We start from the raw sequence: 17,102 nt of genomic DNA on the forward strand, positions 1-17,102 counted from the left end.
GGCGGCAGCATCGGGAAGAGTCCTGGCCGCGTTGACAGCCCACGGTGCTGAGCGGATCAAGATGGATCCGGCGCGGACTTCTGCTCAACATTGCCGAAAGCTTGCGCCGCAAAGGGGCGGATCGCTGGTTGCTAGCGGGCGGCGAGCTTGTCGGACCGTTTGCAATACAGGCGGACGCCGACGGGCACGATCTCATAGCCGGCATTGTTCAACTGGAGCTTCATCTCCTCGAAATGCCTCTTTGAGCCGCTGACGATCGATTCAGGCGTGTAGTCCCAGCCGTTACGAGCGGCATTGGCCAGAATGTCGGCGTAGAGTCGCATGCTCGTGATTTTCACATCCGATTCCAGCACCTGCCTGCATCCTCTTGCGAACGACGGCGACAGACCCGCCGAAAAACTCAAAATCGTGCATGCAATAACGACCGAAACGACACGCATTGAAGCCCTCCCCTGACTACAGCTGTTGCTGCGGGCGATCTTGCAGTTTGTGCGTCAGCGGCGGCATCGGGCAGATGCAGTATTCGACCTCCTGCATTTGTAGTATTCTTCCGCTGGGGACCGGGTTCCAGCATGATGCTCAGCGACGCTTCGAAAGCGCAGGCGCTCGACGCCTTGTCGGGTCGCGAGCGCGCGGTTGCGGAAAAATTCGCGTCCGGTATGACTTACCGTGAAATCGGCAAGGCGCTTTTCATTGCCCCGACCACAGTTCGCACTCACCTTGCGAGTATCTACGAAAAGCTCGGCGTACGGACGAAGATCGGGCTCGCGACCTACTTTAGCGGTATCCCGCGCGCGTCGCAGGAAGCGCTTTTGCCTTTGTCCGAAGCCCCGCCAACGCTTGCCATATTCCCGATTGAATGCCTCAATTCCGAAGAGCGATGGCGCCGCTTTGCCGATGGCCTGTCGTCGGACATCACCATCGACCTGGCGCGCTACGCAGGCCTGCCTGTCATAGCCTTTCACACGATGAAATCACTGGGCAGCAAGCCGGCCGATTTTGCCGCGGACGGTAAGACGCTCGGCGTCACCTATATAGTTTCGGGCCGGTTGCGCGCCGACGACCAGAGGGTTCGCTTGACGATAGAGCTTGCCGATGCTCGTAACGGCGTCAACCTGTGGAGGGAGCGCTACGACCGGCCTGTCGAGGACATTTTCGAGCTGCAGGACAGCCTGACCGAAAGCATCATCAATGTGTTGGCCGGCAGTTATGGAACCCTCGCCACCGTCGGCCGCAACGCGGTTCGCCGCAAGCCGCCGGCCAGCCTGCGCGCCTATGATTGCTATCTGCTCGGCGTGGAACAGCACACGACGTTCAGCCGCGCCGGCAATGCGGCGGCGATCCGTCTGTTTTTACGAGCGCTGGAGCTTGACCCCACTTTCGCCAACTGCTGGGCCGAACTCGCCTATGCCTATTCGATCGAGGCCTGCAACGGCTTTGGCGACGACGTGCTGACCTCGATCGAGAACTGGCGGACGGCGGCCGAAAACGCACTGCGCCTCGACCCGACGGACAGTTGCGCCCACGCGTGCCTTGGCAACCTCAGAGCATGCCTTGGCGATCTCGAAGGAGCGGAGCGCGCCCACCGGCGCGCTCTCGAATACGGCTTCAATCATGCCGGCATATTGCCGCTACTTGCCGGCAGCAAGGCGCTTGTCGTTGGCGATCCGGCCGAGGCAATTCCGCTCATCGAGCGTGCCATGCGGCTTAACCCACTGGCCCCGCCCTGGTATTTCGGCATGCAGGGCCGCATTCTGTTCGCCGCCGGCAGACACCGGCAAGCCATTGCAGCGCTCCGCCGGAGTTCGCCGGAGTCGCCGGACGTGCTGATGTTTCTGGCGCTCGCGCATGCGGCCACGGGTGAGGCCGGCGAAGCGGCCAGGTTTGCCGCCCGTTTGAAAGCCGAATTCCCCGAATTTTCGGTCGAACGCTTCATCACTGCCTATCCCGTGACCAATCCGGATGCCGTGCTGGCTATACGCGACGCCGCAAGGCTGGCAAGGCTCATCTAACAGGGCCGCATGCATCCGAGGCGACATTCCAGTCCTTGCGTGGACACAGTCGGCAGCCGGTTATACTGGAAACGCGTAACGAGAACCAACGCCATGTCGCCGCGACCGATCATTGCCCGGCAGCGCCCTGCCCCCGGGACCCAACCTCCCGGCGTCAGCCTCTGTCGCGCGTTGTCGAAGCTTGGCCTTTGCTCGCGCAAGCAGGCCGAGCTTCTGGTTGCCGAGGGCCGCGTGCGGGTCGCCGGCAAGATCGTGCGCAACGGCTCGATGCGCGTCGATCCAGGCCGCGACCGCATCGAGGTCGACGGCCGCCGCGTCGCCGCCGAGCGCAAGGTCTATCTGATGCTCAACAAGCCGCGTGGGCTGGTCACCACCCGTGTCGACCCGCAGGACCGCGGCACCGTCTATGATTGCCTGGCCGGGCTCGACCTGCCTTTCGTCTCGCCCGTCGGCCGCCTCGACAAGGCCAGCGAAGGCCTGCTGTTGATGACCAACGACACGCGCCTCGCGCAGCGCCTGCTCGACCCCGCCTCGCATGTCGCCAAGACCTATCACGTGCAGATCGGCGCCCTGCCCGACGAGGCCATCCTGGCGCGGTTGCGCGCCGGCGCGACAGTCGACGGCGAATTGCTGACGGCCCGCTCGATCGAGCTGCTGCGCGGCGGCACCAGCACCGCCTGGCTGGAAATCGTGCTCGACGAGGGCCGCAACCGCCATATCCGCCGGCTGCTCGCCGCCCACAACGTCGAGGTGCTGCGCCTGGTCCGGATCGCGATCGGATCTCTGCAACTCGGCGACTTTGCCAAGGGCAAGGTACGCCATCTGACCGCCGAAGAGCTGGCGCTGCTTCGGGCCTGAGCGACCAGGCACTGGAGACCCGTCGAACCGAAGCGGCAATTGACATTTGCATCTCCGTTTCATATTTTCCATTTGTGAAACCGAAATGCGCCGATGCAGTCAAAGTGTCAGGCTGACACGCATGGGCGAAGCTGGCTTGGAAGCCGGAGAGAAAATATGGCTACGGCGTTGCGGACGGTTCCCAGATTCCTGGACGAATTGGGCACGTTTGGCGGTCTCAAGGGAACCGATATTGCAAACATCACCGACGTGTCCAAGGCCACGGTTTCGAGGTGGAAGGCCGGCGACATCAAGCCCCAGCCACGCAGCGAGCTCATTTTATCGGATCTGCACTATATCGTCGGCCGACTGCAGGAATTCTACGAGCCAAGCGATATCCGCACCTGGCTTTACGCTCGCCACCCGCAATTGAACGGTGAAAGGGCGATAGATCTCATTCACGACGACCGTGCTCTCGACGTGCTCAAAGTCATCGATCGGCTTGAGAACGAGGTCTTTCTCTAGTTGGCGATCGCCGGGCGGAAACGACGCGATAGCCGGCTCATCGACGCTATCGAGGCAATAGTTCCGGTCGAATACTCCGGAACGGTTTGGCGTGTTGTGCGCCAGGGCCGCAGCCCGATCCAGTGCTCGAGCTCCGGTGGCCGGTGGGACGATGGAACATTCGACGTGCTCTACACCTCGCAAGAGCGCGAAGGTGCCTTGAGCGAGATGAGATTCCACCTGACGCGGGGTCAGCCAGTGGTCCCTTCACGTGTCAGATACAATCTCTTCGAGATCGATCTTTCTTTGGACCGGACGCTCAGACTGCTCGACCTGGCCGCCTTGCAGACCCTTGGCCTCGACACCTCGCGCTACGGCCAGCTTTCGTATCAGGAAAAGCACGCCGAATATCCGAGGTCGCAAGACATCGGCGAGGCCGCATATTTCCTCGATTATGACGGTCTGATCGTGCCCAGCGCGCGATATGACTGCCTGAACGTCGTCGCGTTTTGTGATCGGCTGCCGGCCGGAGCGATAACGACAAGGACCGATCACGGGGAAATCGACTGGACTTAGCGGCGGCCCCGCCACCGTCAGGTGCGGCCGCCGACCTCGTCTATATGGCGCAACATGCCGTTGGGTCTGCACAGCCGCGGAACGTGCCCGATTGGCGGAGCTTCTCGGTGCCGTAGCCGCCGCTGAGCAGGCCGACGCCCAGCCGGACCGTGCGATGCGTCACCCGCCGCGAAGCGTCATGGATTTCGGCAAAATCCAGCCCATATCCTAGGTGTGGAGCTTTGAGCGTGAAACTCGCGCGTGCGGTCTTGCTTGCCGCGGCTTTCGTGGCTGTTGCGGCCGTTTGTCCCTCTTCCGCAACCGGAGAGGCGAATGGCCGGGAGAAAATTGCGTTGCGCGTCGAGATCGACGGCGCCATCGGTCCGGCGAGTGCCAGGCAGCTCGAGGAAGCGCTGGTGGTGGCCGCGGACCGAAACGTCGAGGCTCTCATCCTGCAGATGGACACGCCCGGCGGGCTGGTCACCAGCATGCGCGAGATGATCGCCGGCATTCTCGCCTCGCCGGTTCCAGTCATTGGCTATGTCGCGCCCGCCGGCGGGCATGCGGCGAGCGCCGGAACCTATATCCTCTACGCCACCCATGTAGCGGCGATGGCGCCCGGCACCAATCTGGGCGCGGCAACGCCGATCGAGATGGGCGGGCCGCTGCCATCGTTCCCGGACGGCGGCAAGAACGATGGCCCCGAGGCGGACAAGGACAAGAAGAACGCACCCGCGGGCGATGCGATGATCGCCAAGGCGACGAACGATGCCGTTGCCCTGATCCGCAGCCTGGCTGAATTGCGCGGGCGCAATGCCGAATGGGGTGAAAAGGCCGTGCGCGAGGCGGCCAGCCTGTCGGCCGGCGCGGCGCTGCAGCAGCATGTCATCGACTTCGTCGCCCGCGACACCACCGAGCTGCTTCAACTGGCCGACGGCCGGACCGTCGAGATCGCCGGCAAGAAAGAGGCATTGGCGACGAAAGGGCTGCCGGTTGAAACGCTTGAGCCAGGCTGGCTCATCCGGCTTCTCGCCGTCATCACGGACCCGAACATCGCCGTCATCCTGATGCTGGTCGGCGTCTATGGCCTCGTCTTCGAGTTCACGAGCCCGGGCGCGGTCGCCCCCGGCGTGATCGGCACGATTTGCCTGCTGCTCGGGCTCTATGCGCTCAATCTCCTGCCGATCAGCTATGCCGGCCTGGCCTTGATGCTGCTTGGCATCATCTTCCTGGTCGTCGAAGCCTTGAACCCGACTGTGGTCCTTGGGCTGGGAGGCGTGGCTGCGTTTCTGCTGGGTGCAGCCATGCTGCTCAGGATCGAGGGGCCCGGCTTCGAGATGTCGTGGGCCGTTATCGGCACCGCCGCCGTCCTGACACTCGGCCTGGCACTGTTGACCGGCAGCTATCTGTGGGCGGCCCGCAAGAACGTTCCGCGTGTTGGCGCACAGGCCATGCAGGGTCTGCCGGCGGAGGTCCTCGACTGGCAGGGCAGCGAGGGCCACGTGCTCGCCCGGGGCGAACGCTGGCGGGCAAAAGCCGACGAACCGCTTGCAGTGGGCGACAGCGTCGAGGTGGCCGATGTCAGGGATCTTGTGCTGACGATACGGCGCCGCAATGCGAGAAGCGATGGAGCAAGGCAATGATCATCGGTTATGTGGCCTATCTGGCAGCAGCGCTCGTCGTGGTCATGTTCCTATCCGCGGCCATTCGCATCCTGCGGGAATATGAGCGCGGCGTGGTCTTCACGCTCGGCCGCTTCACCGGGGTCAAGGGCCCCGGCCTTATCATCCTCATCCCCTTCGTGCAGCAGATGGTGAAGGTCGACCTGCGAGTGGTGGTCCAGGACGTGCCGCCGCAGGACGTGATCTCGCGCGACAACGTCTCCGTGAAGGTGAACGCGGTGCTGTATTTTCGTATCGTCGACGCTGAGCGGGCGGTGATCCAGGTCGAAGACTTTATGACCGCCACCAACCAGCTGGCACAGACCACGTTGCGCTCGGTGCTCGGCAAGCATGAGCTCGATGAAATGCTGGCCGAACGTGACAAGCTCAACAGCGACATCCAGGAGATCCTCGATCAGCGAACCGATGCCTGGGGCATCAAGGTCTCCGATGTCGAGATCAAGCATGTCGACCTCAACGAGAATATGGTCCGCGCCATCGCCAAGCAGGCCGAGGCCGAACGGCTGCGGCGTGCCAAAGTGATCAATGCCGACGGCGAACAGCAGGCGGCGGCAAAACTCGTCGAGGCCGGCAAGATGCTGGCCGAGACACCGCAGGCCATGCAGCTGCGCTATTTCGAGGCTCTTCATGACATCGCCGGTGAGCGCTCGTCGACGGTCGTGTTTCCGGTGCCGATGGACCTGCTCGGTCATTTCATCAAGCAGGGTGGTGGAGGCGGCTGAGCGCGTAATCTCCCCCTCGAGGGGTCCTCAAGGGGGGAGATCAGCACCCTCACCTCCGCCACGGCGGGACCGGTGCAAAGCGTTTGCCGATCCAGTCGGCGAAGGCACGTGTCTTGGCGGCTTGCCCTTTGGCCGAAGGCATGACGACGTAGACGGCGCCCTCATCGGCAAGCGTCCAGTCCTCCAGCACTGGCACCAGCCGGCCGTCAGCGAGCTCGCGTCCGACCAGCCAATCCGTGCTCATCATCAGCCCGACGCCTTGCACGGCGGCTTCGACCAGCACCTCGGCATCATCGGTGACCAGGGGGCCGGAGGCCTCGATACTGACGCGCCGGCCAGAACTGTCGGTCATCTCCCAGGCTGGAAAGGTCTGGAAGCCTGAGAAACCGAGACAGCTGTGTTCCAGCAGCGCTTCGGGTTCGGTCGGCGTGCCCTGGCGGGCGAGGTAGGACGGCGCCGCGCACAGCAGCCGCCGCCGTGTCGCGACCTTGCGCGCCACCAGCCGCGAATCCTCCAGTGCGCCGAGACGCACGGCGACATCGAAATTCTCGGCGACGAGATCGGCGAAGCGGTTGGAGAACTCGGCCTCGATACGAACGTCGGGAAATTCGGCGAGAAACTGCGGCAGCAGCGGGGCGATCCACATGCGCCCGAACGAGCCGGGCAGCGCCAGCCGCAGCACGCCGCGCGGCCCGCCGCCGGCATGCGCCGACGCGGCAGCCTCGGCTTCGTCGACCGCGGCCAGGATGGCGCGGACGCGGACGAGAAATTCCGAACCCGCCTCGGTCAGCGACACGCTTCGCGTCGTCCGGTGCAGCAGGCGCACGCCCAACCGCTCTTCCAGCGAGGCAAGGCGCCGCGACAGGATCGTCGCGTCGCGGCCGATGCGAGCCGCCGCCTTGGTAAACGAGCGTGCTTCGGCGATTGCCGCGAAGGCGGCCATTTCGGCCAATGCTGCCGGTTCGTACGATTGCTGCATCAGGCGCAGGGCTCAAATGTAAAAGCCAAGGATTATATACCAATAGCGCAGCAGCTAGTTTCACTCAATCCCGGCCCGTCAATCGGCCATCAACCCGGAGTGAGACATGAAAGTGATCGAACTGACTGCCCCGAGACTGGACGCGTTTCGCGCGACCACCGTTCCCACGCCTGAACCGCAGCGCGGCGAAGTGCTGATCCGCCTGCGCGCCGCAAGCCTCAATTTTGTCGATGTCGCGGTAGCGAGCGGCAACTATCCAGGTCCGAGCTTTCCGCTCATTCCCGTCGTCGACGGCGCCGGCGAGATCGTCGGCACCGGCGAGGGCGTGTCGAGGGTCGCCATCAACGACCGCGTCATCGCCCACGCAAAACCGCGCTGGATCGGCGGCCGTCCTCGGCCTTACGAGACCAGAGAGATGCGCGGCCTGACGCTGCCCGGCTCGCTCGCCGAGTATGTCGCGCTGCCGGCCAATGCCGTCGTGCCGATGCCGGCGCATCTTTCCTTCGAAGCGGCAGCGACGCTGCCGATCGCCGGCACCACCGCGTGGAATGCGCTTCGCGTCGCCGATGCCGGGCCGGGGTCGGTCGTCGTCCTGCTCGGTACCGGCGGTGTCTCGATCCTGACCCTGCAGTTGGCCAAGGCAGCCGGCGCGACGGTCATCATCACCTCGTCGTCGGACGAAAAGCTGGCCCGCGCCAAGGCTTTGGGTGCTGATCACCTCATCAATTATCGTGAGACGCCGGACTGGGACGCCAAGGTGCTCGAGTTGACCGACGGCCTCGGCGCCGATCTGATCGTCGAAACCGGCGGCTCTGCCACCTTCGCCCGCTCCATCAATGCCGCGGCGCCGGGCGGCACGGTGTTCGCCATCGGCTTCGTCACCGGCGCCGAGGCCACCACGAACCTGCTGCCTATCATCATCAAGGCACTCAAGGTGGTGGGCAACAACACCGGTTCGGTATCCGACCTGCGCGACGCGGCGCGCGCCATCGGCGCCGCCCATATCGATCCGGTCATCGACACGGTCTACAGCCAGCACCAGGCGACCGAGGCCTACGCCCATATGGCAGCTGGCGGCCGCCATTTCGGCAAGCTTGCGTTCAGCCTGTCGTGGTGAGCCTGGAGAAGGCGCCGTCGCTGAAGCTGCCGATCTCCCCCCTCGTGGGGGAGATGTCCGGCAGGACAGAGGGGGGCGCGAAGGATCGCCGGCATTCCGGTCGACCTATGATGAGCTGAGAAATTTGGGCAGTTATGTGAACTGCGATGGAAGAGGTCGGCGGGACAGCGCCCCCCTCTGCCTCTGCCGGCCATCTCCCCCACGAGGGGGGAGATCGGCACCTTCGCCGTCTGCCCCTAAATCAGCTTCTCCAGCGTGATCGGCAGGTCCCGCACCCTTTTCCCGGTGGCGTGGAACACCGCGTTGGCGATCGCCGGCGCCACGCCGACAATGCCCAGTTCGCCGACCCCCTTGCCGCCAAGCACCGAGGAATGCGGATCGGGAATGCCGACCGAGATCACCTCGATATCGGGAATGTCGGCATTCGTGGCGATGAGATAGTCGGCGAGATTGTTGTTGACGATGCGCCCATGCCGGCGGTCGACGATGCCTTCCTCCAGCAGGGCCTGGCCGATGCCCATGATGATGCCGCCCTTCCACTGGCTTTCGGCGAGCTTGGGATTGTAGAGCCGGCCCGAATCCAGCGCCGACACCACGCGCGACACCCTGACCGTGCCGAAATCCTCGTCGACGCGCACCTCGATGAAATGCGCGCACCAGCTATACCTGGAGTAGTCGCCCTCGGTGTGTGGCAGCGCCATGGCGATGGTGGTGTAGTTCTTGTAGCGCTCCTCGGCCGTCGAATTGGCCGGCATGGTGTCGCCCTTCGCCTCGATATGCTCGCGCCCGACGCTCCTGAGCAGTTCGGCGATGGAAACTTCAGGGCCGTTGCCGCGCGGCGAAACGATGCGGCCATTGGCGACGACGAGCGTGTTGGCCTGCAGTGCATGGAACGGCGAAGCCGGATCGCTGATGGCGAGCCCGATCAGTTGGTCGAGCGCGGCACTCGCCGCCTTGTGGACGGCGCCGGTCATCACCCCAGCCAGCCGCGAACCGCCGGTGACGCCGGCACGGGCATAGCGGGAATCGCCAAGCTTGACGACGACGTTTTTCGCCGGCACGCCCACCACCTCGGCGGCGGTCTGCGCCAGGATCGTGTAGGTGCCCTGCCCCATGTCGATCGATGAGCTTTCGACCTCGACCGAACCGTCGGCGAGAATGCGCACGACCGCTTCGCCATAGGCGCGCCGCACCGGGTAGGTGCCTGCCGCGACACCCCAGCCGATCAGCTGGTTGCCGTCGCGCATCGAACGCGGCTCGGGGCTACGCTTCGACCAGCCAAAGGCTTCGGCGCCGGCGGCGAAGGCCTCACGCAGCTGCCGTGTCGACCACGGCTTCTTGGCATGCGGGTCCTGCTCGGCATAGTTCCTAAGCCGGATTTCCAGCGGATCGATACCGACCTCATAGGCGAGCTCGTCGATGGCGCTTTCGATGCCGAAAGCGCTCGGGTTCTCGCCCGGCGCGCGCAATGCCCCCGGCACCACCGTGTTGACCCGCACGACGTTCTGCCGCGACGAGAAATTCGGCGTCGCGTACATGACCGAGGTGACCGAGCCGAGCGGCTCGACCCACATGCCGTCGACAGAGGTCTCGTTGACGCCGCGATGCACGATCGACTGGATTTTGCCGTCGCGATCGGCGCCGAGCGCTACCGTCTGGCGCGTCGCCGCCCGTCCGCCATAGGCGGTGAAGGTCTGCGGCCTGGTGACCGCCAGCTTCACCGGCCGTCCCAGCATTTTCGCGGCCGCTGCCGCCACCGCGCCGTAGCCATAGGCGAACGCCTTGGACCCGAAGCCGCCGCCAATATAGGGCGAGACAAGGCGCACATTCTCGAACGGCACGCCAAACCATTCGGCATAGGTCCGCGCCATGCCGTCGACCCATTGACTCGGCTCCCAGACCGTCAGCTGGTCGCCCTGCCACTTTGCGATCAGGCCATGCGGCTCCATCGGCGCCTGGTATTCGCGCGGCGTGTTGTAAGCGTTGCAGATCCTGACCGGAGCCGAGGCGAACGCTGTCTCCGCCTCGCCCCATTCCTTGGTCATGGCGTCGACCGGGATGCCGTCGCCGGCCTTCGGATCGCTGAGGTCGACGATCGCCGGCGCCTCGTCATAGGCGATCTTGACCAGCGCCGCGGCCGCGACCGCCTGTTCAAAGCTCTCAGCGATGACTGCCCCGACATGCTGGCCGCTGAAGGTGATGTCGCGCGCCAGCGGGCAATAGGCGACATCCGGCGGCGGCGTGCCCAGCCAATCCGTTGCGGTTCTCAGCGGCAGGATATTGTCAGGCGTCAGCACCAGCAGCACGCCGGGCGACGCTTCGGCAGCGGCCGTGTCGATCGAATGCACCCGGCCGGCGGCAATGGTGCTCTCGACCAGCACCGCATGGGTAAGCCCGTCGAGCCGCTGCTCGACGGCATATTTGGCGGCACCGGTGATCTTGGCCGGGCCGTCGACGCGAGACAGCCGGCCGCCGACCTGATCGGCGAGGACGGCACCGTCCGAAGCGTCGCCGTGTTTGGCATCGCCGGGTCTTGCTCTCAACTCGTGAACGGTCATGCCGTTTCTCCCATTTTTAGGATGGCGCGGGCGACGACGCGCGGCGCCAGTTGGATCTTGTAGTGGTTGGCGCCATGGTCGACGGCGCCCTCGACGGCGAGCAGGCTGGCTTGCCTGACGACCTCCGGCTCGAGCACTTTGCCTTTCAGCGCCTCTTCCACGGCACGCGCCCGCCACGGTTTTGTGGCGACGCCGCCAAGCGCCACGCGCAGGTCGCGGATCGTGCGGCCGTCCGCCTCGAATTCAACACCGACGGCGGCACTTGCGGCGGCAAATTCATAGGATTGCCGGTCGCGGACTTTCAGATAGGTCGAGCGGCGGGCGGCGGCCGAAGCGGGAATGCCGATCGCGGTGATCACCTCGCCCGGCTCGATCGCATGTTCGTTGTCGGGCGTGCTGCCCGGCAGCAGAAAAAGATTATCGACGGCGATTTGGCGGTCACCGAGATGGACGATTGCGTCGAAAGCGACGAGTGCAACCGCCAGGTCGCCGGGATAGGTGGCGATGCAGGCCTCGCTGGTGCCGAGCACGGCATGGCCGCGGGTGACGCCGCCGATCGCCGAGCAGCCGCTGCCGGGCGAGCGCTTGTTGCAGGCGGGGAAATTCGACGGATCGCGGAAATAGGGGCAGCGTGTACGCTGCATCAAATTGCCGCCGATCGTCGCCATGTTGCGCAGCTGCGCCGATGCCGCCTGCCACAGCGCTTCCGAAACGGCAGGAAACCGGCTCTTGATACCGGCATGGTCGGCCACGGTGCTCATCCTGGCCAGCGCCCCGACCACGGCGCCCCGGTCATCGATCACGATCGTGTCCAGTCCGGTGAGATGAGTGATGTCGACCACGGTCTCGGGTTCGGCAACGCCGCATTTGGCGAGATCGACAAGCGTCGTGCCGCCAGCAAGCAGCATGGCGCCCGGCTGTGCCGAGGCTTGGCGCGCAGCATCGACCGAATTGGCGCGCAGATAGGAAAAATCCCTCATGATGCGGCCTCCACGGCTGCCTGGCGCACGGCGGCGACGATATGCGGATATGCGCCGCAGCGGCAGAGATTGCCGGCCATGTATTCGCGGATCTCCTCATCGGAGCCGGCATGGCCTTCGCGAATGCAGGCGACCGCCGACATGATTTGGCCTGGCGTGCAATAGCCGCACTGGAAGGCATCCTGTTCGAGGAAGGCGGCCTGCACCGCATGTAGCGCGCCATCCTCCCCGGCAAGCCCTTCGATGGTGGTGATGGCACGTCCTTCGGCCTGCGCGGCAAGAGTCAGGCAGGCCAGCACACGCTGGCCGTCGATATGGACCGTGCAGGCGCCGCACTGGCCCTGGTCGCAGCCCTTCTTGGTGCCGGTCAGGCCGAGATGATCGCGCAAGGCGTCGAGCAGGGTAACGCGCGGCTCGGCCTCGAGCTCATGTCGATGTCCGTTGATTTGAAGTTGGATTGGAGTTCGGGTTTTGCTTGTCATGGGGCGTCTGGCTCCAATTGCTTGACGCGGGAGGGGATGATCTGGCGCCCGGCCAGCGTGCGGCAAGGTCAGCTTATGGCTAGGTGAAGGCTAATCTCCCCTTGCGGGGGGATGCCCGGCAGGGCAGCGGGGGGCCGCTTGACTTGATGCGACCTCCGGGAGGGTCGCGGCTTGCGAGGTCGAAAGACGTGACATACCCGATCCCGTGATTACATGATAAAGGCGCTCCACAAATCGGAGGCGCCTCCGTTTATTACCTAGGAGCGTGCTCCGCCCTGTTCAAGCCCCGGATCGAAATTGATCGAAATTGGAGAAAATTGGGGGTGGGCAGCAGCCGCCATGCCAGAAGACAAAAAAGCACCACCGGCCCAAGCCGGTGGTGCTCTCTGGACTGTCTGTAGGGGCAGGACAGTCCAATGATCCTGAGGGGATCGCGCTCAACCTGGGCTCATTTTTGCCCCACGGCATCGGCCGAACAGATGAGGAGTGCGGGCCGTGAGGAAATATCCTCCGTCGTCATCCACCGGCCGTGCACCGGAGGCGGGCAAGATGCCTCGCCTGCCGGAACGCCGGCCCAAACTCGATCCTGTGATTATAGTTACTTGCGATTATATTTGTCGGAGACGTAACGAAGGTGGAACAGTCTGCGTTCTTGAAACGGGGCCTGCCTATCCGATTATGCTTCGGATCAGCACTGGAGAAGAAATTGGCCGCGGAGCCGCCCGTCATACCTGGAGACAAAACCGAAGCCGCCGTTGCAAAACCGCTGCGCGCCGACGCGCAGCGCAACCGCGACGCGCTGGTCGAGGTCGCGGCAAAGGCCTTTGCCGCGCATGGCGTCGACGCCTCGCTGGAGGAGATTGCGCGCCAGGCCGGCGTCGGCATCGGCACGCTCTACCGGCATTTCCCAACCCGCGAGCATCTGGTCGAGGTGGTTTATCGGCGCGAAGTGGAAGGGCTGTGCCAGGCGGCTGACGAACTCGCCCACGATCATGCGCCCGACGTGGCGCTTGAACAATGGATGCAGCGCTTCGTCGACTACATCGCCACCAAGCGCGGGCTGTCGACAAGCCTGCGCATCCTGCTCACGACCAACTCCACCCTGTTCTCCGACGTTTCGGGCAGGGTGACGCTCGCCTTGCGGCGGCTGATCGATGCCGCGGTCGCCGACGGCTCGATCCGCAGCGACGTCGATGCCTCCGATGTGCTGCATGCGCTGGGCGGCATCTATTCGGCCCCGGACACCAAGGACTGGCGCGACCGCTCGCGCCGATTGGTGTCGCTGCTGATGGATGGGCTGCGGTTTGGAACGGCCAAATCCGGCCCATCCAAGGAATAGCGAATGCAGTGACTGTCCTTATTTCAGCGAGATGCTCATACCGCTGAGATCGGCATTGACTTGCAGGCCTACCTGCCTGCCTGTGAGTTCGAGTTGGGCACCCTTGTCATTGGTCATGACGATCACCTGAGCTCCTTTGCCGAGCGCGCCGCCACCGCCCGCTGCGCCGTAAACCCCCGTCACATCCCGGGCGCGCCGTATGTGGCGCACGGTACCTTTGAAATAGGTCTTGGAGGCACCGAAGGCGAGGCCGCCCGAGATGCCGCCGACCGAGATGGGATACCGGCGACCATGGAAGGTCAGTGTGCCCTCGCCTCCGGCGCCGCCGATGAAGAAGGCCGCCTTGTAGATGGCGAAGCGGATCGTACCGCTGTCGGCATGTGCGACACTGGTAAAGCTAACTGCCGCCGCAGTTATGACGGCAACCGCGACTGAACGAAATCTGGACGAAATCTTCATGATGAGAACTCCTCAAGATCGCCGCATGCCCAGCCGGCCGGGCACGTCGGCGCCGTATCAAAGTCATAGCTGAACAGTCTCGCCCGTCATTGGTTCCAAGCACGCGGCCTGAATCCGGCTGCGAGAAGACCGCTACGAAACGAGGCGGATGGCGAGCGCAGTCCTGGCTGTAAGAACAGTGGCCGAATGGTGGGGATGATCGTAGGTGTTGAGGCGGAATGGTATTAGTCTGCGCTGTCTGGGGCTTCGGGAGCGCGGCAAGGGAATGGACTTCAACTCACGGCACGGCTACCTCCTGATCGGCGGCCTGATCCTGGTAGGTGCCGGGCTCCTGGTCCTTTCGCTGATCGTCAATCTTCGCGTTGCGCACAGCGTGCGCGACGACGTACGCCATCGTGAAAAGCTGCTGGAATATTATCGCAATATCTTTTCACAGCTGGGCGTGATCATGATCGGGATTGGCGTGTCCCTGTTCATCTTCTTTTTCCAGCAGAATTATCAGGACCAGCGCAAACGCGAAGCGGAGCTTCAGCAGGTTCTCGCCAAACTGGCGGCGCGTGTTGCCCGCGGCAGCGCTGTCGTGGAGGCCCTCGGCGAATTCGACGCGCTGCTGGATGATGGCGGTGCCTATGTCAGTCCGGAACACGGCGGTGACAACGCCGCTGTCAGCGCCCACGGAACGGCGCTCGCCAAGCAGGTTTCCCAGATCCTTCTGGTCGAGCGCGACGTCGATGTTCAAGGGTTCGATATCCTGAATCTGTCGCGCGATTTCGAAGCATCGTTCGTCGTCAACGAGCTCAACCCAACGCTGTGGTTCAACATCGTCCGGGACGAGAGCGACGTCAAATATGCCACCACCCAGATCGCCCTTGATTACAAGGACCTGCAGGATGCGATCGGCGGCGAGCCTATCGAGGTTGCGATCGCCAATCCCGAAAAGGAGCGGAAGATCAAGCAGGAGGTGCTCGACGTGTTTTATGATGCCGACCTCCTGCGCCAGCGCAGCAGGCGGTTTCTCGGCCGTGCGTGCTGGCTTTTCAGCAATGGCAAAAGCTTCGTCAAGCTTGCACCGGCCAATGAGATCGAAGCCGATGCCAAGTCGCACCAGGAATGGATCGATCGGTCGAAAGGCTTCCTGACGCAGTTGAAGTCGGGAAGCGGCGATTGCTTCAAATTGCTCCAGTTCGGCCCGGCATCCTGAACCGGCAAGCATCGCCCGCCCCGCGGCGGCTAATCCCCCACGCGTTGCAGCGTGCCGAGACGATTGTCGTCGAGAAATTCGACGGTCATGGCCGACGCGTTGCCGTCGGGGCCGAGGGCAAAGCTGACGGCCGAAGGCCTGTCCGGCATCTCGGCATCGGGGAAGGTCACGAAGAGGTCGCGGTTGAAATGCTTCAGTGGATAGGACCGCGCACCGGCAGGCCCGACCTTGAGGACAAGAGCGTCTCCTTCGCCTGACACAATAGCATCGCCGATGAAGTCGTTGAAGTAACGGCCCGCATAGGCGCTGGCCGGCGCCGCCGGACTTGCTGGAGAGGGCGGCGCGGCATAGGTAGCCTTGGCCGCCGCAATCACCGGGCCGAACATGCCTGCATAGATATCATTCCAAGCCTTTACCTTATCCTTTCCCAGCGTTCCGTCGAAGACGAGATCGGCGAAGCTGTCGGACAGTCCCTCCGGCACGCCTGTCGGAAAGGCGTTGGCGATGACGACGATGCCAAGCTTCTCCTCGGGAAAGAGCATCACCAGACTGCGGGCGCCGGCGCTGAAGGCGCCCGCATGACCCCAGATCGGTCCGTGCCGGCCGAATTCGACATTCCAGCCGAGGCCGTAGAAGGCCTCGCCTCCGGAGACGGGGTTCTTGCCGCGAACCATCAAGGGAATATGTGTCTGGTCCAGTGCATCGGCGGCAATGAGTCTCTTGCCGGCGTAGGCCCCGTTGCCGAGCACAAGGCGCATCCATTGCGAGAGGTCGCGTGCGGTGGAACTGACGCCGCCTGCTGGCGCCTGCGCATCCGGATAGCGCTGGACCTTCGCGGTCCACGCGCCATCGATTTTGGCGTGGAGCTCGGCGCGGTTGGCGTGTTTGATGAAGTCCGAATGGCGGGAACTGGTCGAGGCCATTCCAAGCGGACGGTAGAGCTTCTCTTCGGCGACCTCTTCCCATGATTTGCCTGTCGGCTTCGCGGCCGCGACGGCACCCTCGGTCAGTCCGAAATTGCTGTAGGAATAGCCCGCACGAAAGCTCGATGACGGCGACACGAACCGCAGGCGGCGCAGGATCTCCGCGCGGTCATAGCCGATGTCCTCGAGGTCATCGCCGGCGGTGCCGGGAAGCCCGCTGCGGTGCGCAAACAGGTCGCGGACCGTGAGTTCGCTGGTCGGATAGGGCTGAGCGAGCCGGAAAGCCGGATCGAGGTCGGCGATCTTGGAATCCCACGAAGCGATCCCGTCGCTGACCAGCGCCGCCACGATGGTGGCGGAGACCGGCTTGGAGAGCGAGGCAATCTGGAAGACCGTGTCAGCATCGACGATCTCGGGTTTTCCGGCTTCGCGATGCCCGAACCCCTTGAGGAAGATCACCTCGTCGCCGTGCACGACGCCGATGGCCAGACCGGGCACGCTACCATCCGCGACGACGCCTTCGGCAAGCAATTCGAGCTTCGACAGAGCTGCGGCGATCCTGTCGGGTGGGATGGTCTCGGCCGACGCCGCCTTCGGCAAAAGCGTCATGATTGCGATGAAGGCCAACCTCCTCCACCGGAGGTGATTCCGGTTTGTGAACAGCCGCATGCTCAGCCCCTCCGCTTCACCGGCGTGCACTATTGCAGGCCGACGCAGGGAAGGCCAGCCTCACGCTCGACCCGCCATCCTTT

The 17,102-nt window shown here is 64.0% G+C and carries 16 protein-coding genes and 1 pseudogene; 9 read left to right on the top strand and 8 right to left on the bottom strand.

The annotated features are described in order from the left end of the window. Positions 1-131: 131 nt before the first annotated feature. Positions 132-440, bottom strand: a complete 309-nt coding sequence (locus NKH83_RS08960) for a hypothetical protein (RefSeq protein ID WP_352803432.1) — start codon at positions 438-440, stop codon at positions 132-134. Positions 441-572: 132 nt separating this feature from the next. On the opposite strand from NKH83_RS08960, the gene NKH83_RS08965 reads away from it, so the two are divergent. The 4 genes from NKH83_RS08965 to NKH83_RS08980 all read left to right on the top strand — a co-directional run bounded on the left by NKH83_RS08965 (position 573) and on the right by NKH83_RS08980 (position 3,929). Further along, on the top strand, positions 573-2,012 hold the full coding sequence (locus tag NKH83_RS08965) for a LuxR C-terminal-related transcriptional regulator (protein ID WP_352803436.1): 1,440 nt from the start codon (positions 573-575) through the stop codon (positions 2,010-2,012). 93 nt (positions 2,013-2,105) lie between these two features. Continuing rightward, a complete protein-coding gene (locus tag NKH83_RS08970) occupies positions 2,106-2,870 on the top strand; it encodes a pseudouridine synthase (RefSeq protein WP_352475588.1) in 765 nt (254 codons plus the stop codon). 156 nt (positions 2,871-3,026) lie between these two features. Beyond that, positions 3,027-3,374: a hypothetical protein gene (locus NKH83_RS08975; protein WP_352475589.1), complete on the top strand. Its 348-nt coding sequence runs from the start codon at positions 3,027-3,029 to the stop codon at positions 3,372-3,374. Further along, complete coding sequence (locus NKH83_RS08980; RefSeq protein ID WP_352475590.1) at positions 3,375-3,929, top strand: RES family NAD+ phosphorylase; 555 nt, start codon at positions 3,375-3,377, stop codon at positions 3,927-3,929. 17 nt (positions 3,930-3,946) lie between these two features. On the opposite strand, the pseudogene NKH83_RS08985 reads toward NKH83_RS08980, so the two are convergent. Then, positions 3,947-4,071 (bottom strand): annotated as a pseudogene (locus NKH83_RS08985) (HAD family hydrolase); the annotation flags it as partial. 85 nt (positions 4,072-4,156) lie between these two features. Between NKH83_RS08985 and NKH83_RS08990 the strand changes: the two are divergent. Together NKH83_RS08990 and NKH83_RS08995 are read left to right on the top strand one after the other, a co-directional pair. Further along, complete coding sequence (locus NKH83_RS08990) at positions 4,157-5,551, top strand: NfeD family protein (RefSeq protein WP_352475591.1); 1,395 nt, start codon at positions 4,157-4,159, stop codon at positions 5,549-5,551. Continuing rightward, the gene (locus NKH83_RS08995; protein WP_254819707.1) at positions 5,548-6,312 is read left to right on the top strand and encodes a slipin family protein; all 765 of its coding nucleotides are present in this window, start codon (positions 5,548-5,550) and stop codon (positions 6,310-6,312) included. Before NKH83_RS08990 ends, NKH83_RS08995 begins: the two co-directional genes overlap by 4 nt. Positions 6,313-6,361: 49 nt before the next feature. On the opposite strand, the gene NKH83_RS09000 is transcribed toward NKH83_RS08995, so the two are convergent. Beyond that, a complete protein-coding gene (locus NKH83_RS09000) occupies positions 6,362-7,291 on the bottom strand; it encodes a LysR family transcriptional regulator (protein WP_352475592.1) in 930 nt (309 codons plus the stop codon). Positions 7,292-7,397: 106 nt separating this feature from the next. On the opposite strand from NKH83_RS09000, the gene NKH83_RS09005 reads away from it, so the two are divergent. Beyond that, positions 7,398-8,408, top strand: coding sequence for a zinc-dependent alcohol dehydrogenase family protein (locus tag NKH83_RS09005; RefSeq protein WP_352475593.1), 1,011 nt, complete (start codon positions 7,398-7,400; stop codon positions 8,406-8,408). 236 nt (positions 8,409-8,644) lie between these two features. On the opposite strand, the gene NKH83_RS09010 is transcribed toward NKH83_RS09005, so the two are convergent. The 3 genes from NKH83_RS09010 to NKH83_RS09020 are packed head-to-tail and all read right to left on the bottom strand — an operon-like array spanning position 8,645 to position 12,428. Continuing rightward, on the bottom strand, positions 8,645-10,966 hold the full coding sequence (locus NKH83_RS09010) for a xanthine dehydrogenase family protein molybdopterin-binding subunit (RefSeq protein WP_352475594.1): 2,322 nt from the start codon (positions 10,964-10,966) through the stop codon (positions 8,645-8,647). Next, complete coding sequence (locus tag NKH83_RS09015; protein WP_352475595.1) at positions 10,963-11,946, bottom strand: FAD binding domain-containing protein; 984 nt, start codon at positions 11,944-11,946, stop codon at positions 10,963-10,965. Before NKH83_RS09015 ends, NKH83_RS09010 begins: the two co-directional genes overlap by 4 nt. Further along, positions 11,943-12,428 carry a (2Fe-2S)-binding protein gene (locus tag NKH83_RS09020; RefSeq protein ID WP_352475596.1) on the bottom strand — a complete coding sequence of 162 codons (486 nt, stop codon included), beginning with the start codon at positions 12,426-12,428 and terminating at the stop codon, positions 11,943-11,945. Before NKH83_RS09020 ends, NKH83_RS09015 begins: the two co-directional genes overlap by 4 nt. Before the next feature lie 706 nt (positions 12,429-13,134). Between NKH83_RS09020 and NKH83_RS09025 the strand changes: the two genes are divergently transcribed. Then, positions 13,135-13,767 (top strand): TetR/AcrR family transcriptional regulator, encoded by a 633-nt coding sequence (locus NKH83_RS09025; protein WP_352475598.1) that lies wholly within the window; start codon positions 13,135-13,137, stop codon positions 13,765-13,767. Between the two features lie 18 nt (positions 13,768-13,785). Here the strand turns inward: NKH83_RS09025 and NKH83_RS09030 are convergent, their stop codons facing one another. After that, entirely contained in the window at positions 13,786-14,226 is a 441-nt protein-coding gene (locus tag NKH83_RS09030) for a lipid-binding SYLF domain-containing protein (protein ID WP_352475599.1), read from the bottom strand. Between the two features lie 265 nt (positions 14,227-14,491). On the opposite strand from NKH83_RS09030, the gene NKH83_RS09035 reads away from it, so the two are divergent. Next, on the top strand, positions 14,492-15,427 hold the full coding sequence (locus tag NKH83_RS09035) for a hypothetical protein (RefSeq protein WP_352475600.1): 936 nt from the start codon (positions 14,492-14,494) through the stop codon (positions 15,425-15,427). A gap of 29 nt (positions 15,428-15,456) precedes the next feature. On the opposite strand, the gene NKH83_RS09040 is transcribed toward NKH83_RS09035, so the two are convergent. Continuing rightward, positions 15,457-17,019 carry a serine hydrolase gene (locus NKH83_RS09040; RefSeq protein ID WP_352803445.1) on the bottom strand — a complete coding sequence of 521 codons (1,563 nt, stop codon included), beginning with the start codon at positions 17,017-17,019 and terminating at the stop codon, positions 15,457-15,459. Positions 17,020-17,102 lie beyond the last annotated feature (83 nt).

The organism is Mesorhizobium sp. M0909, assembly GCF_040319515.1.
GTDB lineage: Bacteria > Pseudomonadota > Alphaproteobacteria > Rhizobiales > Rhizobiaceae > Mesorhizobium.